This window comes from Rhizobium sp. WSM4643, assembly GCF_025152745.1.
GTDB lineage: Bacteria > Pseudomonadota > Alphaproteobacteria > Rhizobiales > Rhizobiaceae > Rhizobium > Rhizobium leguminosarum_I.
This window is the reverse complement of record NZ_CP104043.1, coordinates 124,209-149,312: the sequence shown is the minus strand read 5'-3', so window position 1 is coordinate 149,312 and position 25,104 is coordinate 124,209. Positions and strand designations below refer to the sequence as shown.

General features: G+C 60.7%; 21 protein-coding genes and 1 pseudogene. 9 read left to right on the top strand and 13 right to left on the bottom strand.

Annotated elements, in window-relative coordinates; translation table 11 throughout:
• Positions 1-179 precede the first annotated feature (179 nt).
• The 6 genes from N1937_RS30180 to N1937_RS30155 all read right to left on the bottom strand — a co-directional run bounded on the left by N1937_RS30180 (position 180) and on the right by N1937_RS30155 (position 9,190).
• Entirely contained in the window at positions 180-1,550 is a 1,371-nt protein-coding gene (locus N1937_RS30180) for an alpha-glucosidase/alpha-galactosidase (RefSeq protein ID WP_260060395.1), read from the bottom strand.
• 22 nt (positions 1,551-1,572) lie between these two features.
• Positions 1,573-3,240: an ABC transporter ATP-binding protein gene (locus N1937_RS30175; protein WP_222391313.1), complete on the bottom strand. Its 1,668-nt coding sequence runs from the start codon at positions 3,238-3,240 to the stop codon at positions 1,573-1,575.
• Between the two features lie 10 nt (positions 3,241-3,250).
• On the bottom strand, positions 3,251-4,387 hold the full coding sequence (locus N1937_RS30170; RefSeq protein WP_017968293.1) for an ABC transporter permease: 1,137 nt from the start codon (positions 4,385-4,387) through the stop codon (positions 3,251-3,253).
• A 1-nt stretch (position 4,388) separates the two neighbouring features.
• Complete coding sequence (locus N1937_RS30165) at positions 4,389-5,396, bottom strand: ABC transporter permease (protein WP_020486265.1); 1,008 nt, start codon at positions 5,394-5,396, stop codon at positions 4,389-4,391.
• A 117-nt stretch (positions 5,397-5,513) separates the two neighbouring features.
• The gene (locus tag N1937_RS30160; protein WP_260060394.1) at positions 5,514-7,601 is read right to left on the bottom strand and encodes an ABC transporter substrate-binding protein; all 2,088 of its coding nucleotides are present in this window, start codon (positions 7,599-7,601) and stop codon (positions 5,514-5,516) included.
• A gap of 122 nt (positions 7,602-7,723) precedes the next feature.
• The gene (locus tag N1937_RS30155; protein WP_260060393.1) at positions 7,724-9,190 is read right to left on the bottom strand and encodes an alpha-glucosidase/alpha-galactosidase; all 1,467 of its coding nucleotides are present in this window, start codon (positions 9,188-9,190) and stop codon (positions 7,724-7,726) included.
• A 60-nt stretch (positions 9,191-9,250) separates the two neighbouring features.
• On the opposite strand from N1937_RS30155, the gene N1937_RS30150 reads away from it, so the two are divergent.
• Entirely contained in the window at positions 9,251-10,276 is a 1,026-nt protein-coding gene (locus N1937_RS30150) for an AraC family transcriptional regulator (RefSeq protein ID WP_260060392.1), read from the top strand.
• Between the two features lie 25 nt (positions 10,277-10,301).
• Here the strand turns inward: N1937_RS30150 and N1937_RS30145 are convergent, their stop codons facing one another.
• Positions 10,302-11,363: a class I SAM-dependent methyltransferase gene (locus tag N1937_RS30145; protein WP_017968288.1), complete on the bottom strand. Its 1,062-nt coding sequence runs from the start codon at positions 11,361-11,363 to the stop codon at positions 10,302-10,304.
• A gap of 250 nt (positions 11,364-11,613) precedes the next feature.
• On the opposite strand from N1937_RS30145, the gene N1937_RS30140 reads away from it, so the two are divergent.
• The 6 genes and pseudogenes from N1937_RS30140 to N1937_RS30115 all read left to right on the top strand — a co-directional run bounded on the left by N1937_RS30140 (position 11,614) and on the right by N1937_RS30115 (position 17,016).
• On the top strand, positions 11,614-11,934 hold the full coding sequence (locus N1937_RS30140) for a helix-turn-helix domain-containing protein (protein WP_017968287.1): 321 nt from the start codon (positions 11,614-11,616) through the stop codon (positions 11,932-11,934).
• A 3-nt stretch (positions 11,935-11,937) separates the two neighbouring features.
• Positions 11,938-12,198, top strand: coding sequence for a hypothetical protein (locus tag N1937_RS30135; RefSeq protein WP_032985829.1), 261 nt, complete (start codon positions 11,938-11,940; stop codon positions 12,196-12,198).
• Positions 12,199-12,208: 10 nt separating this feature from the next.
• A complete protein-coding gene (locus tag N1937_RS30130; RefSeq protein ID WP_003554151.1) occupies positions 12,209-12,448 on the top strand; it encodes a hypothetical protein in 240 nt (79 codons plus the stop codon).
• A 141-nt stretch (positions 12,449-12,589) separates the two neighbouring features.
• Positions 12,590-12,787: pseudogene (locus N1937_RS30125) on the top strand (hypothetical protein); the annotation flags it as partial.
• Positions 12,788-12,815: 28 nt separating this feature from the next.
• Positions 12,816-15,377, top strand: a complete 2,562-nt coding sequence (locus tag N1937_RS30120; protein WP_260060391.1) for a GcvT family protein — start codon at positions 12,816-12,818, stop codon at positions 15,375-15,377.
• A 118-nt stretch (positions 15,378-15,495) separates the two neighbouring features.
• Positions 15,496-17,016 (top strand): mechanosensitive ion channel family protein, encoded by a 1,521-nt coding sequence (locus N1937_RS30115; protein ID WP_260060390.1) that lies wholly within the window; start codon positions 15,496-15,498, stop codon positions 17,014-17,016.
• A gap of 26 nt (positions 17,017-17,042) precedes the next feature.
• Here the strand turns inward: N1937_RS30115 and N1937_RS30110 are convergent, their stop codons facing one another.
• The 6 genes from N1937_RS30110 to N1937_RS30085 all read right to left on the bottom strand — a co-directional run bounded on the left by N1937_RS30110 (position 17,043) and on the right by N1937_RS30085 (position 22,041).
• Positions 17,043-17,267: a hypothetical protein gene (locus tag N1937_RS30110; RefSeq protein WP_017968283.1), complete on the bottom strand. Its 225-nt coding sequence runs from the start codon at positions 17,265-17,267 to the stop codon at positions 17,043-17,045.
• Positions 17,264-18,016, bottom strand: a complete 753-nt coding sequence (locus N1937_RS30105; protein ID WP_017968282.1) for a COG4280 domain-containing protein — start codon at positions 18,014-18,016, stop codon at positions 17,264-17,266. The genes N1937_RS30110 and N1937_RS30105 overlap by 4 nt, the downstream gene beginning before the upstream one ends.
• Before the next feature lie 47 nt (positions 18,017-18,063).
• Positions 18,064-18,792, bottom strand: a complete 729-nt coding sequence (locus N1937_RS30100) for a phosphatase PAP2 family protein (protein WP_162115240.1) — start codon at positions 18,790-18,792, stop codon at positions 18,064-18,066.
• A gap of 255 nt (positions 18,793-19,047) precedes the next feature.
• The gene (locus N1937_RS30095; RefSeq protein ID WP_017968280.1) at positions 19,048-19,419 is read right to left on the bottom strand and encodes a response regulator transcription factor; all 372 of its coding nucleotides are present in this window, start codon (positions 19,417-19,419) and stop codon (positions 19,048-19,050) included.
• Positions 19,420-19,519: 100 nt separating this feature from the next.
• Positions 19,520-20,152: a response regulator transcription factor gene (locus N1937_RS30090; RefSeq protein WP_260060389.1), complete on the bottom strand. Its 633-nt coding sequence runs from the start codon at positions 20,150-20,152 to the stop codon at positions 19,520-19,522.
• Positions 20,149-22,041, bottom strand: a complete 1,893-nt coding sequence (locus tag N1937_RS30085; protein ID WP_260060388.1) for a sensor histidine kinase — start codon at positions 22,039-22,041, stop codon at positions 20,149-20,151. Before N1937_RS30085 ends, N1937_RS30090 begins: the two co-directional genes overlap by 4 nt.
• Before the next feature lie 301 nt (positions 22,042-22,342).
• Between N1937_RS30085 and N1937_RS30080 the strand changes: the two genes are divergently transcribed.
• Together N1937_RS30080 and N1937_RS30075 are read left to right on the top strand one after the other, a co-directional pair.
• A complete protein-coding gene (locus N1937_RS30080) occupies positions 22,343-24,013 on the top strand; it encodes an arylsulfatase (protein WP_170260532.1) in 1,671 nt (556 codons plus the stop codon).
• A gap of 115 nt (positions 24,014-24,128) precedes the next feature.
• Entirely contained in the window at positions 24,129-25,100 is a 972-nt protein-coding gene (locus tag N1937_RS30075; protein ID WP_246732738.1) for an HAD family hydrolase, read from the top strand.
• Positions 25,101-25,104 lie beyond the last annotated feature (4 nt).

Genomic DNA, 25,104 nt, shown 5'->3' with positions numbered 1-25,104 from the left:
CGGCAGCTTCTTTGGCAAGGAGCTGTCAGTTCAAAATTGAAGTCAGCATATCAAGTGAGATCGAAGGGTATCGCTTTCAAGGACCATTTGTTGATTGAGTAGATCGGCCCATCCTCACGCAAAGAGCCCCGCGGTTGTTGCGACCGCGGGGCTCCTTGACGCCTTACCCGGGAGAGGGGTCAGGCGGCCTGTACTTTGCGGGTCCTGCGGGCCCATTCGGGCAGCCAGTCGCCGTGGGTGGCGAGCAGATCGTCGACCAGCGACCAGATCTGGTCGAGGTCGAGTTCGGCTGCCGTATGCGGGTCCATCATCGCAGCGTGGTAGATGTGCTCACGATTTTCCGTCATCAGCGCCTGCACCGTCAGCTCCTGCACGTTGATGTTGGTGCGGATCAGCGCGGTCAGCTGCGGCGGCAGGTCGCCGATGAAGGTTGGCTGGATGCCGGAGGCATCGACGAGGCAGGCCACTTCGGCGGCGCAATTCGTGGGCAGCGAGGTGATGCAGCCATTGTTGCGGACATTGCCGTAGATTACCGAGGGTTCGCCGGTCCATACCGAGTTGATGATCGAGGAGGCATATTCCTTCGACGGCTGAACCTCGATCTTGTCGGCCGAACGATAGGCCTCCGCCTGGCCTTTCCAGCGCTCGATCTGCTCGATGCAACGCTTCGGATATTCATCGAGCGGAATACCGAATTTCTCGATCAGGTCCTCGCGGCCCTCCTTGATGAAATAGGGCGTATATTCGGCGAAATGCTCCGAGCTTTCAGTGACGAAATAGCCGAGCCGTGTCAGCATCTCGTAACGCACCTTGTTCGGGCAGCGCGGGTTCCAGCCGGGTTTCGGCGCCCTGCCCTCGCGATAGGCGCGCAGCAAGTCGGGATAGAGGTTGCGGTAGGAGCCGTCCGGCTGGCGATGCTCGAATTTGAGATAGAACGCCATGTGGTTGATGCCGGCCGCGCGGTAGCGGATTTCTTCGTAGGGAATGTCGAGATCATGGGCCAGTTCCATCGCCGTGCCCTGCACCGAATGGCAGAGGCCGACCTGGCGAATGGTCGGATACTTCTCTGATATCGCCCAGGTGTTGATCGCCATCGGGTTGACATATTGCAGCATGATCGCCTCGGGGCAGACGGCGAGCATGTCCTCGCAGACCTTCCAGAGATGCGGCACGGTGCGCAGCCCTCGCATGATGCCGCCGACGCCAAGCGTATCGGCGATCGTCTGGCGCAGCCCGTATTTCTTCGGCACTTCGAAATCGGTGACCGTGCAGGGCTCATAGCCGCCGATCTGGAAGGCGACGACGACGAAATCGGCGCCCGAAAGCGCCTTGCGCTGGTCGGAATAGGTTTCCGCCTTCGCCTTCACGCCGAGCGTCGAGATCAGCTTGTTGACGACGACGGCGCTTTCTTCCAGCCGCTGCGGGTTGAGATCCATCAAGGCGATCGTCGCGCCCGACAATGCAGGGCGCTGCAGCACGTCGCCGACAATGTTCTTCATGAAGACGGTGGAGCCTGCTCCGATAAAGGTGATTTTGGGATTTCTTGCCATTATAGCCTCCGGCATTCGGTAATCATGCTACCTCGAAAGCGGCCTTGACGAGCCGTTCGGTGTAGGCGGTCTTGGGATGGGATAGAACCTCGTTGACAGGACCCTCTTCGACGATCTTGCCATGCTGCATGACGATGACGCGATGGCAGAGCGCCCTGACGACCTTGAGATCGTGGGAGATGAAGAGGTAGCTCAGGCCACGTTCGTCCTGCAGCTTGCGCAGGAGTTCGATGATCTGCGCCTGGACGGAAAGGTCGAGCGCCGATGTCGGCTCGTCGAGCAGGATGAATTCCGGCTCGAGCGCGATGGCGCGGGCGATTGCGATGCGCTGGCGCTGGCCGCCGGAAAATTCATGCGGGAAACGCGACAGGATATTGCCCGGCATGCCGGCGGCAATCAGCGCCTCGCGCACCCGGTCCTGGCGTTCGCCCTTGGTCGCGCCCAGCCTGTTGACGACGAGCCCCTCCTCGATGATCTGGCCGATCGTCATGCGCGGGTTGAGCGATGAGAACGGATCCTGGAACACCACCTGCATACGGGCGCGCAAGGGCCGCATCTCGGCTCTGGACAGGCCATGGATCGGCTGGTTGTCGAAACGGATCTCGCCGCTGTCGGGTGTGTTCAGCCGCAGGATCGCCTGGCCGAATGTCGTCTTGCCGGAGCCGGATTCGCCGACGAGACCGAGCGTCTCATGGCGGCGCAGCGTCAGGTCGAGGCTGTCGACGGCGACAAGCTCACGCATCGCCGGCTTGAGAAAAGTACCGTGACGCATCATGAAGGAGACCCGCACGCCCTTGGCATCGAGGATCACATCCGACCCTTCCGGCAGCGGATTGGCCTGGCCGCGCGGCTCGGAGGCAAGCAGATGCTTGGTATAGGCGTCCTGCGGATTGGCAAACAGCGCTTCGGTGGTGTTGTGCTCGCGCACTTCGCCGTACTGCATCACATAGACATAATCGGAAAACTGCCGCACCACCGTCAGGTCGTGGGTGATGAGGATGACGGCCATCCCCAGTTCCTTCTGCAGGTTGCGGATGAGATTCAGGATCTGCGCCTGCACGGTGACGTCGAGCGCCGTCGTCGGCTCGTCGGCAATCAGCACGTCGGGATCGTTGGCAAGCGCCATGGCAATCATCACGCGCTGGCGCTGGCCGCCGGAAAGCTGATGCGGATATTGCATCAGCCGCGCGGCAGGATCGGGGATCTGCACATGTTCGAGCAACTCGAGCGCCCGCTTTTGCGCATCCCTCTTGCTGATCCGGCGATGCACGCGGATCGCTTCGACGATCTGGCTGCCGATCGTATAGATCGGGTTCAGCGAGCTCATCGGCTCCTGGAAGATCATCGAGATGCGGTCGCCGCGCAGCTTGCGGCGCGCCCGCTCGGAAAATTTCAAAATGTTGCTGCCGTCATAGGCAACCGTCGATTTCTCGGAGACGACGGCGCGCTTAGACAACAGTCCCATCACCGTTCGCGCCGTCACCGATTTACCCGAACCGGATTCGCCGACGATCGCGATCGTCTCGCCGCGATAGAGCTGAAAGGAGACGTCCTTGACGGCTTCGACCATGCCGTCTTCGACCTTGAAATTCACCGCCACGTTGCGGGCGTCGATAATCGGTGTGTCCGAACGGCCATCATGGTCGTGGCGAACGGGCGGGGCGAAGGAATTGACCAGTGCGAGAGCCATATCAATCACCTCAATAAGGATCGACCGCGTCGCGCAATCCGTCGCCGAGCGCATTGAATGCGAAGACGGTGACGAGCACGAAGCCGACGGGGGAGAGAATCCAAGGATAGGAGCCGATGACAGAATAGGTCGCCGTATCCTGCAGCATCAGCCCCCAGGAGATCAGCGGCGGCTTGACCGCAAAGCCGAGGAAACCGAGGAAGGATTCCAAGAGCACGACGCTCGGTATATGCAGCGTCACCGCAACGATGACGTGGCTCATCACATTCGGGAAGATATGCTGCATGATGATGCGCGTGTCGGTTGCGCCGACGGCCATGGCCGCCCTGACATAATCGATGCGGGCAAGTGCTAAGGTCTTGCCGCGCACCTCGCGCGACATCTGCGCCCAGCCAAGCGCCGACATCACGGCAATGACGAAGGCCAGGAAGACGTTGGTCGGCGCCGTCACCGGGATCAGCGAGGTCAGCGCCAGATAGAGCGGCAGCTGCGGGAAGGCGAGTACCAGTTCGACGAAACGCTGCAACCAGATATCGAAGGTGCCGCCGAAATAGCCCGATACCATGCCGACGGTCGTGCCGATGATGGTGACGATGAACACCACCGTCAGGGCAATGGTCAGCGAAATACGCGAGCCGATGATGGCGCGCGACAGCACGTCGCGGCCGAACTTGTCGGTGCCGAGGAAATGCACCGGCTGCCCGTCGGTCGAGCCGAAGAAGTGCCGGCTGGCGGGGATCAGGCCGAAGAGTTGGTATTCAGCGCCCTTGACGAAGAAGCCGAGCAGCCGCGGGTTATCGTAGTCGATGCCGACGATCGGCTGGAAGGTGACGGGGTCGAGCTCTTCGGAATCGGAGAGCGCATAGACGCGCGGCTGGAAGACGAAATTGCCGTCCTTGTCGTGGAAGCTCATCACCTGCGGCGGCGCGAAGCCGACATCGGTCGCCTTCGGATCCATCGGCGCAAAGAAATCGGCAAAGATCGCCATGACGATCAACAGCACGACGAGCACCAGCCCTGCCATGCCGGTCCAGGAGCGCCTCAGCCGGCGCCAGACAAGGGCGATATAGCTTTCATGCCCACGCGATGGCTTGTTGATGGAAAGTTCTGTCGTCGGCGGAGGTGGCGCGGAGTCGAAAGCCAGCATCTCAGGCTCCTCCATATTGGCGGACACGGGGATCGAGCAGGGCGAGCAGCATGTCGGCAATGATGTTGCCGACGATCAGCGTCGCCGACAGCACCATCATGAAGGTGGCGGTGACATAGACGTCACCGACCGCCATCGAGCCGACGATCGCCGGGCCGACCGTCGGCAAGGCGAAAATGATCGCGGTTTCGATCTCGCCGGTCAGCATGTAGGGCAGCACGACGCCCTGGTACATCACCAGCGGGTGCAGCGCGTTCGGCACCGCATGGCGCATCACCACGGCTGCGCCGGAAAGCCCCTTGGCCTTGGCCGTCTCGACATATTGGGCATTCAGCGTGTCGAGCAGATTGCCGCGCATGACGCGCATATTGTAGGCGAGCCCGCCGAAGGTGGCGATCGCCACGACCGGCCAGACATGGTGAACCAGATCGGCGAACTTCGCCCAGGACCAGGGCGCGCCGCCATATTGCGGCGAGAAGAAGCTGCCGATTTCGGAGACGTTAAGCTGGAAAACCAGGAGATAGACGATGATCAGCGCCATCAGGAAGCGCGGCACCGTCATGCCGAGGAAGGAAATTCCCGAAAGCAGGCTGTCGATCCAGCTATATTGTCGCGTCGCCGCCCAGATGCCGAAGCTGATGCCGAGCACCGAGGCAAGGAGATGGCAGACGAGCGCCAGAAGCAATGTCCGCGGCAGGCGTTCGCCGACGACATCGGCGACCGGCTTGTTGTAAAACATGCTGTAGCCGAAATCACCGCGGGTCACTATCCCGCCGATCCAGTTGACGTATTGGACGACCATCGGCTTGTCGAGGCCGTGTTCGACCCGGTAGAGCTGCGCCTGCGCTTCGGCCTGGGCATAGGACGCGCCGCCCTGGTTGATCAGCTGGGATCTTATATAATCGGCGTAGTCGCCGGGTGGTGCCTGGATGATCGCGAAGGTCACCACGCTCAGGATGAAGAGAATGGGAATCGCAGAGGCTATGCGCACGAGCAGGAATCGTAACATCGAACGGTTCGCTTCTCCTTGCCGCCAGTCGCTCCTTGTCAGCGCGGCCGGCTTGTTGGTCATGTCAGGCCGCGCGCGGCGCGCGCGGCCTGGAGCTCACTTCAGCTGGGAGGGAGCTTAGTTTATCGGGCCCTTTTCGCCGGGCTTGCCGGGCAGTTGTTCGGGGAACAGCTCGTATTTGCCCTGCTTGTCCGCAGCCACCCACAGGCGTTCGCGGATCACCGAATCTTCAGCCCAGTTGAACATCATGATCGGCGTACCCTGGGGCACGTTGGAGAACCGCTTGTTGACGATCAGGGCGCCCGGATATTCCGTCAGGCCGACGGTGTTGACGTGCTCCGTCGAGATCTTCTGATACTGCTTCATCAGATCGACGCGCTCGTCGTTGTTCTGGCTCGTCCTGAACTTGTTGACGACATCGACAAGCTCCTTTTCGAAGGGCATCAGATCGAGCTGGTCGTCCTTGCCGGCGCGATGGTGCCAACTGGTGCGCGGACCGACAGGGGCAAGCTGTTCGGTATTCTGCACCACCGACGACAGTTCCGTCGTGTTGCGCTGGATCAGCCAGTCGAAGCGGCCGGCATAATGGGCGTCGTCACGCTTGGCACCGTCGAGCGCATTGATGACGATCTTCAGCCCGAGCTTCTCCATCTGGCCGACGACACCTTCGGCAAGGCTCTTGTCGGTCGTGTACTGATTGTTGATCAGCATGACGATTTCGACATCCTTGCCGCCCGCCGTGCCGGCCGGGAAGTTCACGATGCCATTGCCATCCGTATCCTTGAGGCCGGCTTTGGCGAGTTCCGCCTTGGCGCCCTTAAGATCAAAGGGATAGTAGACGGTCGAGTTGCGGTCGTAGAAGCTGGTGCCGGAGGAGAGCCCGCCCGGATAGATCGCGGTGAACGGTCCCTTGACCAGCGAGTCGCCGATGGCCTTGCGGTCGAGCGCCATGGTGACCGCCTTGCGGAAGTCTTCGTTGCGGTTCAATTCGCGGATCGCCTCACCGCGCTCGTCCGGGTTGCCCCAGCCGTTGGCGGAGAAATTCATGCGCAAGTTATAGCCGATCAGGCGTGGGCCGAAGGCAAGCCGGGCGGGCGCCGTTTTTTCGGCGGCGCGCTTCAGCGACGCGACGAAGTTTTCCGGCTGCTCGAGGTTGGAGAAATCGGCGGAGCCGGCCACGGCCTGAACGTCACGGTCGGCCCAGGTCGAGAGCTTGTAGTGCAGCTCGTTCAGATAAGGCAGCTGATCGCCCTTCTCGTCGACCTTCCAATAATAGGGGTTGCGGCGCATGACGATGATGTCGTCCGGGCGATATTCCACCGGTACCCAGGCGCCCATGACCGGCATGTTCATGAACTCTGGCGGGAAGGCGTTCTTGAACTGGTCGTAGGTGTTCTTCGAATATTTCGGATGCTGCGCCTTCAGGATATGCGACGGACCCGGGCAGAAATTCGGGTAGGACATGGTGTAGAGATACTGCTTCGGGAAGGCCTCCTTGAAGGTCCATTCGACGGTGTAATCGTCGACCTTCTTCAGCGTCGTTCCGGCGCCGAAGGCTTCCGGCGAGGCGCCGCCGCCGAGCGGCGAGACGTTCGGGTCGATGACTTCATCGTCCCAGTAGAACATGATGTCGTCGGCGTTGAACGGCGCGCCGTCGGACCATTTGGCGCCTTCGATCAGGTGCATGGTCAGCTTGTGGCCGTCTTGCGACCAATCCCAGCTCTTGGCAAGGTTCGGCAGCGGCTCGGTGTCGGAGGCCTGCACCTGGAACAGCGGCGCGGTGCGCGTCAGGCATTCGGAAAGGCCGATATCGATGCCGCCCCAACCCTGCGTCTGGCCGGCGCCGTAGTTCCAGCCTTCCGGCCGGCCGCCGATGACGTGGCGCATGGTATCGCCGTAGACTCCGATGCCATCCGGCATATTGCCGGTCTTGAAGACCAGCGGCTCCTTCGGCAGACGGTCCTTGACCGGCGGCAGCTTGCCGGTGGCGACGAAATTCTTCGTGACCCAGTCGGGCTCGTGATATTCGGGCAGCGCCTTGAACTCCAGGATGGAGTCGCGCGCGACATAATTGATCTTGCCTCCGGCCGGAAAGTCCGCCGGTTTCGGTGGAACGGTTGGCTCGGAGGCATATGCATTCAGCGCCGCGGCTGAGACGCTGAGCGCCAGTCCGGCCAGAATGCCTGCGTTACGAAAATTCATCATCGTTTCTCCCTCTTGTTCCGGAGCGCGATCACGCGGCTCCTTTCTCCTCGAACACATGAAACCGGGCCGGACGCCGCGGATTTCCCTCCCGGAAACCCCCGGCAACCCATGCTTCACGAAAATCAGACGGCCTGTTTCAGCGCCGCCTTTTCCGCGCGCAGCTCCTCGATCGAGCGAACGTTGCGGCGTGCGGCCCCCGCCCAGTCGCGGGTCTGCACCTTCGATTTCGACAGCCGCTCCTTGGCGGCCGGCACGGCATGGGCATATTGCGGCAGCCAGGGGGCCTGGGCAACGACCATCTCGTCGACCATCTGCCAGACCTCTTCAGGCGTCGAGACGGCGCCGACCAGAGGATCGTGCAGCACGGCAAGCTTCAGAAGATCGATATCGCCCGATATGGCGGCATGCACCGACATGCGCTGGACGTTGATCGAGGAAATGCAGGTGGCGGCGCAGGCTTCCGGCAGGGTGACGCCGGAGACCATGTTGATGCCGAAGCGATCGACGAAACCCGGCGATTCGATGATCGCATCGGACGGCAGGTTGGTGATGACGCCATTGTTCTTGACGTTGAAATGGCCGCGATAGACCCGGTTCGTCTCCAGCGCCTCGAGGATATGGCTCGCATGTTCGTTCGAGCGCTTGGCGGGATCGATCGGCTTTGCGGCGGACTCCAGGAATTGCGGATATTCCGTCTCGAACCAGTTGCGCGTTTCCGTGGAATGGCGGAGATAGCCGCCGGTCTCGCCGTGGATCCAGTCGGACATGTCGATCCAGCGGGTGATCTCGTCCGGCCGCTTGCGATACCACGGCAGGTATTCCGAGAGATGGCCGTTGCTTTCTGTGGAATAGACGCCGAAACGCTTCAGCACGTCAATGCGCAGTTTCTCCTGCTGCGAATAGACCGGATGCGCCTCGAAGGCGGCGATCAGCTCGTCCTTGCCGATCTTGCGGCCGGAGAGGCGAAGGTCGATGAACCAGGTCTGGTGGTTGATGCCGGAGCAGATATAGTCGAGCTCGCTCACCGACTTCGCGCCAAGCACCTCGGCGATCTGTTCGGCGCCGTGCTGGACGCCGTGGCAGAGACCGACGGTATCGACCTTGCCGTATTCGATCGCCGCCCAGGTGTTCATCGCCATCGGGTTGGCATAGTTCAGGAATTTCGCGCCGGGCTCCGCCACTTCGCGGATATCCTTGCAGAAGTCGAGGATGACGGGGATGTTGCGCTGGCCATAGAGGATGCCGCCGGCGCAGATCGTATCGCCGACGCACTGGTCGATGCCGTATTTCAGCGGGATTCTGATATCATCCGCATAGGCCTCAAGCCCGCCGACCCGAACGCAGCTGATGATGTAGCGTGCGCCTTCCAACGCCTGGCGCCGGTTGGTCGTCGCCGTCACTTTCGTCGGCAGTCCGTTCGCCTCGACAACGCGATCGAGGATCGCCTTGATCATCTCGAGATTGTGTTCACTCAGATCGGTCAGCGCGAATTCGACGTCGCGAAACTCCGGAACGCACAATATGTCGGTGAACAGCTTCTTGGTGAACCCGACGCTGCCCGCACCGATGATAGCGATTTTGAAACTCATGATCTTCACCTCGACCCAATCGAATGCTAAGGAAAAGAAGGCCATGGAGGATCAGGCCGCATGCTGACGCATGTGGCTGAAAACGCCGCAAAATCTGTCTTTTTCCTCCCGGCCGCTCTGTCGGCCGTGGTCTCTTCCTCTTGTCGAGCGGGATTATGCCCGAAATCGACAGGGCGACCAGAGAAGGATTATGCTTTCGGGGGTAATTTTGTGCTGCAGGATTTGATCGCCAACGGACAGTCGATGAGGACGGTTTCGCTGCCTCGAGGCCGCCAGCGATTGCATGCCATGCCGACCAGCGCCGGTTATGAAGTGCGCGAGAACGAGAGCTATGACTGGGACGGCCGCCGGCGCGGCCAGACCCCCTTCACCGTGCTGCAACACACGATCAGCGGCAGCGGCCAGCTGCGCTACCAGAACCGCAACTATCGCCTTCAGGGCGGCGACACGCTGCTCGTTCTGGTGCCGCACAATCATCGCTACTGGCTGGAGAAGGGCGACCGCTGGGAATATTTCTGGATCTCGATGAACGGCGAGGAAACGCTGCGCATCCACCAGATGGTGCTGTCGACCGCCGGCCCGGTGCTGAAGCTGCAGCCCTCGACCATCGATCATCTTGCCGATTGCAGCCTGCGCCTGGTCAAGGGCGCGACATCGCCGGGTGCCGCCTCGGCGATCGCCTATGAAGCGGCGATGGCGCTCTACGACGACGTCTTCGGCTCGCCGGCCTTTGCCGCCGAGCTCAGCCTCATGCAGCCGGTGATCGACCATATCAACGCCAATCTCGAAAAGCCGCTGCCGGTCAGCGAGCTTGCCGGCATCGTCGGCCTCAGCCGCGCGCATTTCTCGCGCAGCTTTGCCGAGAGCGAGGGCATGCCGCCAGCCGAATTCGTGCTGCAGCAGCGCCTGCAGCGTGCCGTCAAGCTTTTAACCAAGGCAGACTTCCTGCCGGTCAAGGAAGTCGCCATCATGTGCGGCTTCGAAGACCCCAACTATTTCTCCAAGGTCTTCCGCCGCGTCTACGGCACCAACCCCACCGAATTCCGCACGACCGGCATGTATGCCAGCATCGGAAAACTGAGATAGCCGGCCACCTGCTAAACCAGTTGCGTCAGGCCCGCACCTCGAACACCATGTTGAACGGCGTTTCCGTTGCGCGACGGAAATGGGTGAACCCGGCGTCGAGCGCGACCTTTCGGAGTTTCATTTCTCCCGCCTGCGCGCCAAGCCCAAGCCCCACCTCCTGGGAGAGTGACGCCGGCGTGCAGATCATCGTTGATGCCCCGTAATAGACGCGTCCCACAGGATTGAGATTGTCCTTGAGATGGTCATGGGCAAAGGGCTCGACGATCAGCCATGTCCCGTTCGGCCCAAGCGTTTCCTTGACATGCCGGCCGGCGCCGACCGGATCGCCCATGTCGTGAAGGCAGTCGAACATGGCGACCATGTCATAGCCGCGCCCCGGAAATTCCGCCGCCGAGCCCTTCTCGAAGGTCACACGGTCAGAAACACCCGCATCTTCGGCGGCCGCCTTTGCTCTTTCGATCGACGGGCCGTGATAGTCGAAGCCGGTAAAGCGGGAAGCAGGATAGGCCTGCGCCATCAGGATGGTCGAAGCACCATGACCGCAGCCGACGTCGGCGACACTGGCGCCGGCCTTGAGCTTTTCTTCGACCCCGGCAAGAGCCGGTATCCATTCGTTGACGAGATGGCTGTTGTAGCCAGGGCGAAAGAACCGCTCGGTACCCCGGAAAAGGCAGGTGCTGTGCTCATGCCAGCCGAGACCCTTGCCGGTGCGGAAGGCATCGGCGACCTTCGGCTCGTCCATCCACATGGATTGGACGACCTCGAAGGCGCCGACGAAAAAGGCGGGGCTGTTTTCCTCGGCAAATACCATCGCCTGTTCCGGCGTCAGGCTGAAACGATCCGTCTTTTCATCGTAAGCGACATAGTCCGCGGCCGCCTGGGCGCTCAGCCACTCCCTGAGATAACGCTCCCTTATCCCTGTCTTCTTGGCAAGATCCTGGACGCTCATCGGCGTTCCGTCGGCCATCGCCTTGAAGATTCCGACCTTATCGCCAAGCACGACCAATACACCGGAAACGGCGGCGCCGACGTCGCCAACAAGACGACCGACAAGTGCATCGAGTTTTTGCATATCTGGCTCACGCATTATAACCTCCCGAGTGCGTGATAAAGACAATCTAAATTAGACTTTAATAATATTCAGTCAATCAATCTTCCCGTTCGCCAGATGTGCGTGGAGTGTTAAAGGTCGAAAGGATGGAATGGGCAGGTCCATTCAAAGGCTCACAACGTCCTATGCTGTCATGCACCTGCTCTCGTCATCGCTTGTATCGAGATTGCATTTTTAATATAATCTGCCCGAGGCAGAATCACACTTTTGATGCAAGGTTATTGGTTTGTATCTATCCTCCGCTCAATGCCGCGCGGCTCGGGCCCTTTTGGCATGGTCTCAGGACGATCTCTCATCGGCCTCGAAAGTCGCCAAAGCGACGATTGCTAATTTCGAGGCCGGCAAGCGCTCTCCCTATGATCGGACCCTTCAGGATGTGAAGCACGCGCTGGAAGTCGCAGGCGTTGTTTTCATCCCTGAAAATGGTGGGGGTGCGGGCGTTCGCCTTGCGAAGCGCGCGGATGCCTCGATCGACACGAATGAGACCGAGACGGTTCAATATGAAGAATATCTCAAAAACGACGCACCGCCCGGTGCAGGTGGCTGAATGATGGCGAAAAAAGAAAAGCTCGAACACTCCGAACTGGCGGGAGAATTCACCGATGACGGGATCACCGTGCTCGTCGATATCTTCCGCACATCGGGCAGCAATGAAGACTGGACGATGGAAGTGGTCACGCAAGCGGAAGACCTGATCCGCTGGGACGAGCCATTTGCGACTGACCGGGATGCATTCGACGAATTCCTGGCCGTCATCGCGCGGGACGGCATTCGATCGTTTCTCGAAGACGAAGAGCCATCCGTGCATTGAGGGGTATCCCGTGAAAAGCATCAATGATCTGGTCGCATCAGCGAAAACCGTCTGCGATCGATACCGGGCCGGGCGGATGGAGCGCGAGACCGTGCGGGAATGGGTCCTCGGACTCGGCGCCTATCCATCGCCCCATGGGGACCGTGTACGCGAAGCGGCGGAATGGTTCCGCTTGCACAATCGCGAGCCTGTTTCCGAAGACATCGTGTTGGTGGACATCGACCGGCTTGCGGCGATTTCAGCGCCGTGATCCCGGGGCGCGCGGGCGGAAAGGCCGGTTGCAAGGCTCGCCCATATCCGATCTTAGTCAGTCATTGCCAGACCGTTCGATGCGGAATGGATCGCAGCAGTGCCGGCGCTGTTTGGCGGTTGCCTCGCCGCCCCGATACGGGCTGGCGCAATTACGCCGGTACTAGGCGGCGTAGGACCAATGACGATCATGAGCCTTATGCATAATACCCTCATCGCAGCTGCCATACGAGCGGTCTGGGGGTTCCGCAGCTTCGGCAAATGTGACACTCCTTACGAGGCTGGCATGGCTGCTGCATCTCGCGCGAAGCGTACGTCAAGCGCGGCTAGGGTATTTTAATTCGTGCGATAAATAGAAGGAACAGCACGTGGCAGCATTTCCGGAAAAGGCGAAGGTCGTCATCATCGGGCTCGGCGGTATCGTCGGCGCCTCCATCGCGCATCATCTCGTCGAGCGGGGATGGGACGATATCGTCGGCATCGATAAGTCGGGCATACCGACAGATATCGGCTCGACAGCCCATGCCTCGGACTTCTGTTACACCACCAGCCACGACTATCTGTCGGTCTGGACTACGCAATATTCGATCGATTTCTACGAGAAGATGGGCCATTACGCCCGCATCGGCGGCCTCGAAGTGGCGCGCACCGGCGACGATGCCTGGATGGAGGAAATCAAGCGCAAGCTATCCTCGGCACGCGCTTTCGGCACACGCGCTCATTATGTCAGCCCTTCCGAGATCAAGGAGAAGTTCCCGCTGATCGAGGAAGATCAGGTGATGGGCGGCCTTTTCGATCCGGATGCCGGCCTCGTCATTCCGCGCTCGCAGACCGTTGCCGGCAAGCTGGTCGATGCTGCCGAAAAGGCCGGCAAGCTCAAGGTATTCGGCAACACGCCGGCGAAGTCGCTGATCGTCGAAGGCGGCCGCATCAAGGGCGTCGTCACCCATCGCGGCACCATCATGGCCGACCACGTCATCGTCTGTGCCGGCCTCTGGGGCCGCCTGATCGCGGAGATGGTCGGCGAAGACCTGCCGGTCATGCCGGTCGACCACCCGCTCACCTTCTTCGGTCCGTATAACGAATTTGAAGGCACCGGCAAGGAAATCGGCTTCCCGCTGCTGCGCGACCAGGGCAACTCCGCCTATATGCGCGATACCGGCGACCCGGCGACGACGGAGGGCGGTCAGATCGAGTGGGGCTACTACGAAGCCACCAATCCGCGCATGTGCCATCCGCGCGATCTTCTCGAAAAACACGAAGCGCGCCTTTCGCCCTCGCAGCGTGATCTCGAAATGGAACAGATCATCGAGCCGCTCGAACGCGCCATGGAACTGACGCCGATCCTCGGCGAACTCGGCTATAACGAAGGTCACTCCTTCAACGGCCTGCTGCAAGTTTCCGCCGGCGGCGGCGCCTCCTGCGGCGAGAGCCAAAAGGTGCGCGGCCTCTGGTATTGCGTTGCCATCTGGGTCAAGGACGGCCCGGGCTACGGCAAGCTGATCGCCGACTGGATGACCGATGGCCGTACTGAAATCGATCACAACAGCATCGACTACGCCCGATTCTATCCGCATCAGTTGACGGAAGAGTTCATCGAAGGCCGCTGCTTCGAAGCCGCCCAGAAGATCTATTTCCCGGCTGTTCACACCCGCGAACCCTATGCATCCGGCCGCAACGCCAAACGCTCGCCCTTCTACGAGCGCGAAAAGGAGCTTGGCGGCTACTTCATGGAACTTGGCGGCTGGGAGCGTGCGCATGGCTACGCCGCCAACGAGCACCTTCTGGAGAAATACGCCGACCGCGTCCCGGTTCGCGAGAATGAATGGGACAGCCGCCATTTCTGGCGCGTATCGAATGCCGAGCATCTGGCGATGAGCGAGGACTGCGGCATCGTCAACCTCAGCCACTTCCACATGGTCGATATCGAGGGACCTGACCATGTCGAACTGATGGAATGGCTGTGCGCCGCCAAGATCGGCGGCGACGCAAACATCGGCAAGGGCGTTTACACCCACTTCCTCGACGACGAAGGCATGGTGCGCGCTGACTTCACTGTCTTCCGCATGGCCGACCGCTGCCGTCTCGTCAACGGTGCCGATGCCGGCCCGCGCGACTTGCACTACATGAAGCGCGTCGCCGAAGACCGCGGCCTTGACGTAATCATCACCGACGTCTCGGAAAAATTCGTGACGATCGGCATCTGGGGTCCGAACGCGCGCGACACGCTGAAGAAGGCTGTGGCCGATCCGGCCGGGCTCGATCAGGAAAACTTCGCCTTTGCGGCGATCAAACCGATCGAAATCGCAGGTAGACCCGTCACCGCCTTCCGCATCTCTTATGTCGGCGAGCAGGGTTGGGAACTGCACATGAAGTACGAAGACGGCCTCGCCGTCTGGGATGCGCTGCGCGCGACCGGCGTGATGGCTTTCGGCGTCGAGACCTATGCGAACTCGCGCCGCATGGAAAAGAGCCTGCGCCTGCAGAACGCCGATCTCCTGACCCAGTACAACCTGATCGAAGCCGATCTCGCCCGTCCGAAAGTCAAGGAAGCCGATTTCCGCGGCAAGGCAAAACATCTGGAATACAAGGCGCGTGAGCACCAGCCGGCCATGCTCTGCACGCTTGTGATGACCGAGAATACCGACAAGTCGGGCGTGAAGCGTTATCCCGTCGGAAACCTGCCGGTTGTCGATCCCGCCACGGGAGAGGTTCTGGTCGACGAGCTCGGCCGCCGGTCCTACACGACCTCGATCGCCTATGGCCCGACGGTCGGCAAGAACATTGCCTTGGCCTATCTGCCCTGGTCGCATTGCCAGGTCGGACGCAAGTTGAATGTCGAGTATTTTGCCGAGAGCTATCCGGTGGAGGTCGTCGGCGTCGGCTACAAGCCGATCTATGACCCAGAAAATCTGAAGCCGCGCAGCTAACGCGTCGGCGCGAAGATCGGACTCGATTTTCGGGAAAGCCGATGCGAGGATTGAAAGTGTTACAGCGCCGCCCGTCTGAAGAGACGCGCGGCGCTGTAAGCGCTCAAGTGGGTAGACGATGCTCGATAATCTCACATGGTCCGGAGTGCTTGCCGATCCTGTCGTCCAGGCCGGGACGCTGGCCGTGGTCGGCGCGGTGATCACCCGAATAGCCCTTCGGCCCTTCCCAAGCTGGAAGCTCGCCGGCCAGGTGTTCTTCTTCGCGGCGCTGACCGTCCTGCTGCTCTATCACGACATCGTACCCTACGAAGTCGGGCCGGCGCCGGCTTCGACCTTCGAACGCGTCTTCATCGCCCTTGCCAAGGTGGTCTGGTGGATCAATGCCGCCTGGGCGTTGATCGCCTTCGTCCGCGTCTTCCTGATATTCGAGCGTCAACCACGCGAAGGACGCCTCGTTCAGGATCTGGTCATCGGCCTGATCTACCTCGGCGCGATCCTCTCGGTGGTCGCCTATGTCTTCAGCTTTCCCGTCGGCACGCTGATCGCCACATCAGGCGTCCTTGCCGTCATCCTCGGCCTGGCGATGCAAAGCACCCTGAGCGACGTCTTTTCCGGCATCGCGCTCAATCTCGGCCGGCCCTATACGATCGGCGACTGGATCGTCCTGAATGACGGCATTGAAGGCCGTGTCGTCGAAACCAACTGGCGCTCCACCCATCTGCTGAACGGCTCCAACGACCTCGTCATCTTGCCCAACAGTTTTCTGGCCAAGGTCGGGCTGACCAATCTCAGCAGTCCCGACCGAAGTCACGGCGCGACGCTGACGGTCCGCGTCGTGCCGACGATCAGGCCGTCGGCGATCATTGACGTCATGCGCGCCGTGCTATTGAGCAGCGACTCGATCCTGACTGAGCCGAAACCCGGCGTTCAGATCAAATCGCTGACATCGGATGCAGTGGAGCTGGAGCTCTCCTTCCGCGTCAGGGATATCGGCCAGACGGGATCGGCGAAGAACGAGATATTCGATCTCATTTACCGCCATATCAAGGCCGCGGGCCTCATCTTGGCACGACCGCTCGACGCCGCAGGCCCTCCGCCCGACCAGTTGCAGTCGGAAGAGGTGATGAGGCCGCACCGGCCGACGCCGCTCAAGCTTCTCGACGCCATCCCGTTGTTTTCCTCACTGACCGAGGACGAGAAGGAAACGCTCGCGGCCTCGATGACGCGGCGGACCTTCAAGAAGGATGCCATCCTCATCGAACAGGGCGATACGGTTGCATCGCTGATGATCGTGCGCAGCGGTGCGCTCATCGCGACACGGCAGGAAGGCCACAAGGAAATCGAACTCGGCCGGCTGGCGCCGGGCGATTATTTCGGCGAAAGCGGACTGCTTATCGGCGTCGGCGAGGCCGCCAGCCTGCGGGCGCTGACCTTCGTCGTTGTCTACGAGATTGCCCAGGCAAGCCTGACGCCGCTGCTGCACGACCGACCCGCCATCGCGGAAGAGCTTGCCGCCACCCTCGCACACCGGATCGAGACCGGTCAGCATTCCTTCGCGGCCGAGGGCGCGACGTTGCATGGCCGCTCGGTGAGTTCGCTGGTGACGCGTATCCGCCACCTGTTCAAAGTGCCGCAATAGCTGTCCCAGACGCACGGCGCTGTAGACTATTTCCGCTGAAACTTCTTCCGTGCCGCGCGCGCCAGGCTCTCGGCAAGGATCAGCAGGCAGGCGAGCAGAAAAAGAACGGCAACAAGCAGCGCATCGACGTGGACGAATTTCACCAGAACGGCGACGGCGGCGATTAACAGCAGCGCCAACAGCGCCAGGGCGCCGTCGTCGATGAACATGCCGAAGAGTTCCTTGAGCGCGATGGTAAGAATATTCATCACGCGGTGACCTCGGCGCGGGTATTGAAATACTGGCGCAGCATCCGGACTGCAGCGAAGGAAAAGACGGCGAGGACGGCAAGAATCGCCAGGAGCGAAAGGTCGGCGCCCGGCCAGTCGGCGCCCAACCCCTCGCCAACCCAGAATATGCCGAAGGCGCTGAGCAGCAGGCCGACGACGAATTTCAGGCTGTTTTCCGGAACCGCAGAGAGCGGTTTGTGCACGAAGATGCCGATGACGAGTACCAGCAGGCAGGCTGCGGCCGCACCGAGGCTGGCATAGCCGATCATGCCGTGCCCGGCGCCGGTGGCGATGACGATGAACACCACTTCGATCCCCTCCAGCAGCACGGCCTTGAAAGCCGCGGTCCCCGCCAGGAAATTGGCACGGCGCTCGGCGGATTGGCGCCGCAGGCTATCGGTCTCGGCCGCGAAGGCCTTCTCCTCGTCGTGCAGCGCGATGAAGCCTGAAGCCCGCAGGATCGCCTTGCGCAACCAGCGCAGGCCGAAAAGAACGAGCAGCGTCCCGATCACGAACTGCATCAGTTCGATCGGAATAAGGCCGAGCAGCGGACCGAGCGCCAGCACGAGAAGGGCGAGAAGGGCAAGCGCAAGACCGGTGCCGATGAAGGCCGGACGCCAGCTCTGCGTGACGCCGACGGCGAGGATGATGGTGAAGGCTTCAACGACCTCGACGAAGGAGCCGAGAAACGCGGCCGTGACCGTCGAGGTGATCGTTGTCAAAGTCGTCATGGTGCTTGTCCGCTCTGCCGGGGAATCACGTATCGGCCTTACTTTTCTTACTGTTTTCCCGCTTCCGCAACATCATCTGGCACGCGGCTCGGAACGAACCGCTTCGAAATCAGCCAGCAGCCGAGCGCCCAGAGCGCGCCGGCGCACCATCCTGCCAAGACGTCAGTGGGGTAATGGACACCGAGATAGATCCGACTCAAACCGATGATGACGGCGAGAAAGACGCCGGTGCCCATAACAAAAATTCGTGTCGACTGGTAACGCTGCGTTCGCGCCAGCAGCGCGCCCAGCGTCAGATAGGTCACTGCCGAGACCATCGCATGTCCGGAGGGAAAACTGAGATCGCTCACCTCGACCAGGTGCGGCACGATATCGGGGCGCGGCCGAGCGACGAGGATCTTCAGGAGCGTGCTCGCGAGCCAGCCGGTCAGCACCGAGGAAAAGACAAAGATCGCGATCGGCCAGCGCCGGTCGAGCAGAAGATAGACGGTAACGAGAACGGTCATTAGCGAGAGAACGGTGATGCCGCCGAGGCTGGTGATATCGTCGACGGCATGCGTCAGCCAGCCAGGACCAATCGGCACGGCAAGTTCGCCCGGCCGTCGCAAAGCCAACAGGATCGCCTCGTCGAAGCGGAATGTCTCGCCCTCCAGGACTTCGCTCGTCAGCCGCTGGAGCACGAACAGTCCACCGGCGATCGATGCCACCATGATCAGTGTCAGCGGCTCATATGCATTGAGCCTCGCCAAGAATCCCCGTCGTTGAACCTCACTCATGCCTGCCGTAGAACCTCCCTTATATAATGTCGGTCCTCGCCAGATTGGCAATGCAGAACGAGGATTCAAGGCCTTACTGCCATCAAGGCGCTCCCGAGAGGAGTTTTTCGGTTGGCGAGGCCAGCGATTATGCTTCATCAACGCCATTGGCGAGATGGTGATCGCCCTGAATCGGTCTCGGTCCGGCAAAGGACTGCTGCCGATGCAACGTCGACCGTCGTTCTTCGAGCGCGCATGGTCTTCGGCCCTATCAGGTCACAATCCCAACGCCTTGTTGATGGCCGCAATCAGCGCGGCTCCGGAAAACTGCTTCTGCAGATAAGCAACGCATCCCACCTTTTCCGCCTCTGCCTTCACGGAGGCGGTTTCCAGTGCCGTAATGAAAATCACCGGAAGGGTTGTCCCCTCGGCCTTCAGCCTGCGTTGCAGATCGATGCCGGACATGCCACCGAGGTCGATATCAAGGACAAGGCAGTCTATCGCGGTTTTGGGATCGCGAGCGAGAAAGGCCTCGGCGGAGGCAAACTCCATGGCCAGAAAACCGTAGGCGTTGAGCAGCCGCCCCAGGCTGCGCCGCAGGCTTGCGTCATCGTCGACGACAGCGACCGTGCGGCGAAGGTTCTCCACCTCATGCCCCCTCTTTCGAAGATATGAGAGACTAACAGTTGCCGGTCAAATTAGGCCGCTTGGAAGTCGATAGATATTGTCCTAAGGGGAAGGTGCCCGATCACCCCACCGGCGATGCCGTATCCTGGTCGATGAGACCGATATTTGCGGCGATCGATACCGCCTCGGCCAGCGAGCGTACGGCAAGCTTTTCCATGACCTGATGGCGATGCACCTTCACCGTCCGCTCCGAGATGCCGAGCGCATAAGCGATCTGTTTGTTGAGACGGCCGCGAATGAGGAGCCGGAACACTTCGGCCTCACGCGGACTGAGGCCCGCCACCAAGGCGCGCTGGGCTTGAAGACGGTCGTGTCCGGCCCGCTGTCTTTCGTATTGGATGAGCGCCCGATCGATCGCCTCCATCAATGTCGCCGCGGTCGATCCCTTCTCCAGAAAATCCTTGGCACCCGTCTTCATCGCCTCGACGCTTGCCTTTATGTCTCCTTCCCCTGTGAGGAACACGACCGGCAATTGCGGTGCCAGCTTGCATAGGCGGCGTTGTATCTGCAGGCCGGACTGGCCGGGCATTTGCAGGTCGAGGAGAACGCAACCCGGCTCGCAAGCGGAAAGCCGGGCGAGAAACTCGTCTCCGGATTCATAGACTTCGACCCTCAGACCATGTGCGGAAAGCAGCCTTGCGGTCGCCGTCCGATAGGATTTGTCGTCATCGACCATGTGGATAACCGGTTTCATCTCGATCGCTCCTGTCGGCGGGCAAGAGGCAGGGCCACACGAAAGACCGCGCCGCCTTCCGGGCGGTTGTCGGCACGGATGGTGCCGCCATAGGTCTCGACAATGGCGCGGGCTATGGAGAGCCCGAGGCCCGTGCCTGCTTTCTTGGTGGTGTAGAATGGCTCGAAGATGTTATTCAGTCTCTCTCTGGGAATACCGTCGCCGGTATCGGAGACCCGCAGTTCCGCCTTCTCGTTCGCCAGTTCCGTTGCAAAGGTGAGCGTTCTCCCGGCCGGGACGGCGTCCAGCATGGAATCCATCGCGTTGATCGCCAGGTTGAGGATGACCTGCTGCACATGAACTTTGTCGGCACGCACCGGCAGCCCGCCGGGCAGCTGGTTCGATGTCAGCTTGATTCCGCGTCGTTCCGCCTCGCCATGAATGATGTGGATCGCGCTCGACGTGACATCGTTCAGGTCGAACTCCTGCCAATCGATCTCGTCTCTCTTCTTGAGCAATCCTCTCATCCGGCTGATAATATCGCCTGCGCGCTGATCGTCCTCCTGGATGTCGAGAAGAATCTGCTGGATCAGTTCGTGATCCGGGTTCTCGCTTCGAAGCAGCACCGACGCTGCCTCGGCATTGTTGCGAATGGCCGAGAGGGGCTGGTTCAGTTCGTGAGCGATCGACGAGGACAATGCGCCGGCTGTCGCGGACTGGTTGAGATGAACGGCTTCGAGTAAATGCAGACGCGAGCTGCGCTCGGCGTCGCGGCGGCGCCTCCGCTCGAGCAGAAGCACCGAGATGATGCTGGCCTGCGCCAGCACGAGGCCACCCCCCGCTACCAACACGACCCAATGTTCCGCCCAGAGGCTCCTCTCCTTGTGCCTCTGGATCGTGCCCGGTGGCAGATCCTTTTCGGCAAGCCCCCAGCGCTGGAGTTGCCGGGCATCGGCAATGTAGGTCTGCGGCGCTTCGAGATCCGACACCGGCTTGCCGGCAATCGCATCGATGACGAGGTCGCCGACGGTCCGGCCCAGCGCTTCGAATGTGACGGTGTTGCCCCCGACGACGCCATGATCGATGTAAGTCTCGTAGGGGCCGTAGACAGGCGCGCTGGCCGTCGCAGCGATCTGACCGATCGCGTCGCGCGGAACGAAATTGCGCCCTGCCCGATCCTTAAACACCGTCAATGCCAGGATGATGCTGTCGGGCGGCACTCGGGATGCCCGCTCGGCGAATTCGTCGATCGTCAAATCTTCCAGATAGGTCGTCTCGTAGGATTTCGAGAACTGCTCGAGAGCCGCGCGGGCCGTCGTCAGCCAGCCGCGGTCGAAGTCGGACGAACCGCCGACAATGTAGAGGTGGCGCGCATTGGGCTGCAGGCTGCGGGCCATCTCGGCGGTCTTCAGAATGTCGAATGTCGTGAAGGCTCCGATCACGTCGTCCGGCAAGCTGATCTTCTCGGCGGTGGCTGTGCCGAAACCGGCAGCGACGATCTTTGCGCCAGGCGCTATCGTGCCGCGGTTCGCGGTTACGAAGCTCGCCGATTCCTTGCCGAGGGCCACAACCACGTCCGGACGGCGCGACGCGTATTTTTCGCCAAGATACCGTGCCATGCGGGCGACATGGTCGCCTTCCGGAAACCGCGAAAGATCCAGGAACTCTGAAAACAGGTCGATCTTGCCGTTTGTCGCCTCCAGCAAACGGCTCCGCAGCGCCTCTCCGGCAGCGGTCGTCGCCGCGATCCTCTCATCATAGGGATAGAGGACGAGCACGCGGGGAACCCGGTCGACGATGGCAATCGAGGTGTCGGAGGCTGCGACATGGCGACTGGGCACACTCAGGGCGACCACCGCCAACAAAAAGGCAGTGCAGCACAATCGACCTGACCATTCGCCCAAGCCCATCCGCTTTCCCCCCAAAGCCGTGCGACAATAACAGCTTCTCGCTGCGCCGTCATCTGCGCATCACTACTTTCGATTGCTTACTGTGAGAAGGATTCCCCAAAGTACAATATCGGGCGAAGACCGTATTGGCTAAGGTCCAGCACGCCAGGGCAGAGATGCCGTCGGCTTCGCAAACCCCACCGGAGGCAGCTCCGGCAGGATCGTCATTTTCAAAGCAGCCCGTTTGAGCTGACGCAGGCGATCGCAGGCCTTTGCCGCGAGCGACACCGTCATCAACCGGACTCCAATGGAGGGATTTGACATGAACGGCAGAATCCTTGTCCGCTGCATCGGAGCCTTGGCTTCATCCACCATTCTCTGGTGTGCGGCCTCGCCCCTGCAAGCGCAGGACTCCCAACGAAAGCCCAACATCCTTTTCATCGTGTCGGACGATACCGGCTACGGCGATCTCGGCCCCTATGGCGGCGGTGAAGGTCGCGGGATGCCGACCCCAAACATCGACAAGCTCGCCGACGAAGGCATGACCTTCTTTTCCTTTTACGCGCAGCCAAGCTGCACACCTGGGCGTGCGGCCATGCAGACCGGGCGCATTCCGAACCGCAGCGGCATGACCACGGTGGCGTTTCAGGGTCAGGGCGGCGGCCTTCCGGCGGCCGAATGGACATTGGGATCAGTGCTGAAGCGCGGCGGATATCACACCTACTTCACGGGCAAGTGGCATCTTGGCGAGGCGGACTACGCGCTGCCGACCGCACAGGGCTACGACGAGATGAAATATGCCGGTCTCTACCATCTCAACGCCTACACCTACGCTGATCCGACTTGGTTTCCGGATATGGATCCGAAGCTGCGGGAGATGTTCCAAAGGGTGACGAAGGGCGCGCTTTCCGGCAAGGCCGGGGGACCTGTCACTGAAGATTTCAAGGTCAACGGTCAATATGTCGACACCCCGATTATCGACGGCAAGGAAGGCGTCGTCGGCATCCCCTACTTCGACAGCTATGTCGAAAAGGCAGCCGTCGAATTTCTCGACGAAGCCGCAAAGAAGCCGGATGAGCCCTTCTATATCAACGTGAACTTCATGAAGGTGCACCAGCCAAATATGCCGGCGCCGGAATTCGAGCACAAGTCACTGTCGAAGAGCAAGTATGCCGACTCGATCGTGGAACTGGACACCCGTATCGGGCGGATCATGGACAAATTGCGGGAAACCGGAATGGACCGGAACACACTGGTCTTCTACACCACGGACAATGGCGCCTGGCAGGACGTCTATCCGGACGCTGGGTACACGCCGTTTCGTGGCACGAAGGGTACGTTGCGCGAGGGCGGTAATCGCGTCCCTGCGATCGCCGTCTGGCCGGGTAAGATCAAACCCCGCACCAAGAACCACGACATTGTCGGCGGTCTCGATCTGATGGCAACATTCGCTGCCGTCGGCGCGGTCCCCCTTCCGACCGAGGACCGCGAAAACAAGCCGATCATTTTCGACAGTTACGACATGTCGCCGATCCTCCTCGGCACGGGGAAATCGGAACGGAAATCCTGGTTCTATTTCACCGAAAATGAGCTGTCGCCAGGTGCCATCAGGGTCAATAACTACAAGTTTGCGTTCAATCTTCGCGGCGACGACGGAGCGCAGACCGGCGGACTGGCAGTCGATTCCAACCTCGGCTGGAAAGGCCCGGACAAATACGTGGCAACGGTTCCCCAGGTGTTCGACCTCTGGCAGGATCCGCAGGAACGCTACGATATTTTCATGAACAACTTCACCGAACGTACATGGATGGGCGTTGTCATGGGCGAAGAACTCCAGAAAATCATGGCGACCTACGTCAAGTATCCTCCGAGAAAGATGCAAAGCGTCGGCTACACGGGTCCGATCACGCTCTCGAACTACGAGCGCTTTCAGTGGGTGCGTGATCAGCTCGCCAAGGAAGGTGTGACGCTCACCCTCCCGACCGGGAACTGATCGAAGAGCCGCGGCTCTGCGAGGGGCCGCCGCCCGTTTTCTGTTTCTCCCTGTTGCCAACCCCGGAGGATGACCGATGTCTTTTGTCCGCTCGGCGCCGCGATTGATCTGCCTGATGATCATTGCGCTCGGTGTCGCACTGGTTCATGCCACTTCTGCATTCTCTCAAAGCGATCCTTTGCCCTCCTGGAACGATACAGCTTCGAAGGTTGCCATCGTCTCTTTCGTCGAAAAGGTCACTGGCCAGGGATCGCCCGACTTCGTCCCGGAAACCGAACGGATTGCCGTATTCGACAATGACGGTACCCTGTGGGTGGAGCATCCCATGTACGTTCAATTGGCCTTCGCTTTGGACCGCGTGAAGACGCTTGCTCCGCAGCATCCGGAATGGAAGGAGACGCAGCCATTCAAGGCTGTGCTTGACGGCGACATGAAGACGCTTGCGGCGTCGGGCGAAAAGGGCCTCGTCGAGCTCATCATGACCACGCATGCCGGAATGACCAGCAGCGATTTCCAGAAGATCGTCACCGATTGGCTGGCGTCGGCCCGTGACCCAAAATTCAAGCGGCCCTACACAGAACTCGTCTATCAGCCGATGGTCGAGCTTCTCGCCTATCTCCGCGCCAACGGTTTCAAGACCTTCATCGTTTCAGGCGGAGGCATAGAGTTCATGCGGCCATGGGCGGAAAAAGTCTACGGCGTCCCGCCCGAGCAGGTAATCGGCTCGTCGATCAAGACCGAGTTCAGGATGCAGGATGACACGCCAACCCTCTACCGCCTGCCCGAAGTCAACTTCATCGACGACAAGGCCGGCAAACCCGTCGGGATCAACCAGCAGATCGGCCGGCGGCCGATTGCCGCCTTCGGCAATTCCGACGGAGATCTCCAAATGCTGCAATGGACGACCATGGCAGGCGCACCGGCCAGACTCGGCGTGCTGATCCATCACACCGATGCGGAGCGTGAATATGCCTACGACCGCGATACCGAATTCGGCCGCCTCGACAAGGCGCTCGATGCGGCCGCAATCACCGGCTGGACCGTCGTCGATATGAAGGCTGACTGGAAACAAGTTTTCAAGGATTAGGAAT

Excerpts from the sequence above, each read along its gene's own strand:
- N1937_RS30090 (WP_260060389.1), bottom strand. The coding sequence starts at position 20,152 with ATGAAACCGGTTATCCACATGGTCGATGACGACAAATCCTATCGGACG.
- N1937_RS30075 (WP_246732738.1), top strand. The coding sequence starts at position 24,129 with ATGATCATTGCGCTCGGTGTCGCACTGGTTCATGCCACTTCTGCATTC.
- N1937_RS30150 (WP_260060392.1), top strand. The coding sequence starts at position 9,251 with ATGCTGACGCATGTGGCTGAAAACGCCGCAAAATCTGTCTTTTTCCTC.
- N1937_RS30115 (WP_260060390.1), top strand. The coding sequence starts at position 15,496 with ATGCTCGATAATCTCACATGGTCCGGAGTGCTTGCCGATCCTGTCGTC.
- N1937_RS30155 (WP_260060393.1), bottom strand. The coding sequence starts at position 9,190 with ATGAGTTTCAAAATCGCTATCATCGGTGCGGGCAGCGTCGGGTTCACC.
- N1937_RS30175 (WP_222391313.1), bottom strand. The coding sequence starts at position 3,240 with ATGGCTCTCGCACTGGTCAATTCCTTCGCCCCGCCCGTTCGCCACGAC.
- N1937_RS30180 (WP_260060395.1), bottom strand. The coding sequence starts at position 1,550 with ATGGCAAGAAATCCCAAAATCACCTTTATCGGAGCAGGCTCCACCGTC.
- N1937_RS30135 (WP_032985829.1), top strand. The coding sequence starts at position 11,938 with ATGGCGAAAAAAGAAAAGCTCGAACACTCCGAACTGGCGGGAGAATTC.
- N1937_RS30145 (WP_017968288.1), bottom strand. The coding sequence starts at position 11,363 with ATGCGTGAGCCAGATATGCAAAAACTCGATGCACTTGTCGGTCGTCTT.
- N1937_RS30170 (WP_017968293.1), bottom strand. The coding sequence starts at position 4,387 with ATGCTGGCTTTCGACTCCGCGCCACCTCCGCCGACGACAGAACTTTCC.
- N1937_RS30105 (WP_017968282.1), bottom strand. The coding sequence starts at position 18,016 with ATGACGACTTTGACAACGATCACCTCGACGGTCACGGCCGCGTTTCTC.
- N1937_RS30160 (WP_260060394.1), bottom strand. The coding sequence starts at position 7,601 with ATGATGAATTTTCGTAACGCAGGCATTCTGGCCGGACTGGCGCTCAGC.
- N1937_RS30080 (WP_170260532.1), top strand. The coding sequence starts at position 22,343 with ATGAACGGCAGAATCCTTGTCCGCTGCATCGGAGCCTTGGCTTCATCC.
- N1937_RS30100 (WP_162115240.1), bottom strand. The coding sequence starts at position 18,792 with ATGAGTGAGGTTCAACGACGGGGATTCTTGGCGAGGCTCAATGCATAT.
- N1937_RS30085 (WP_260060388.1), bottom strand. The coding sequence starts at position 22,041 with ATGGGCTTGGGCGAATGGTCAGGTCGATTGTGCTGCACTGCCTTTTTG.
- N1937_RS30165 (WP_020486265.1), bottom strand. The coding sequence starts at position 5,396 with ATGTTACGATTCCTGCTCGTGCGCATAGCCTCTGCGATTCCCATTCTC.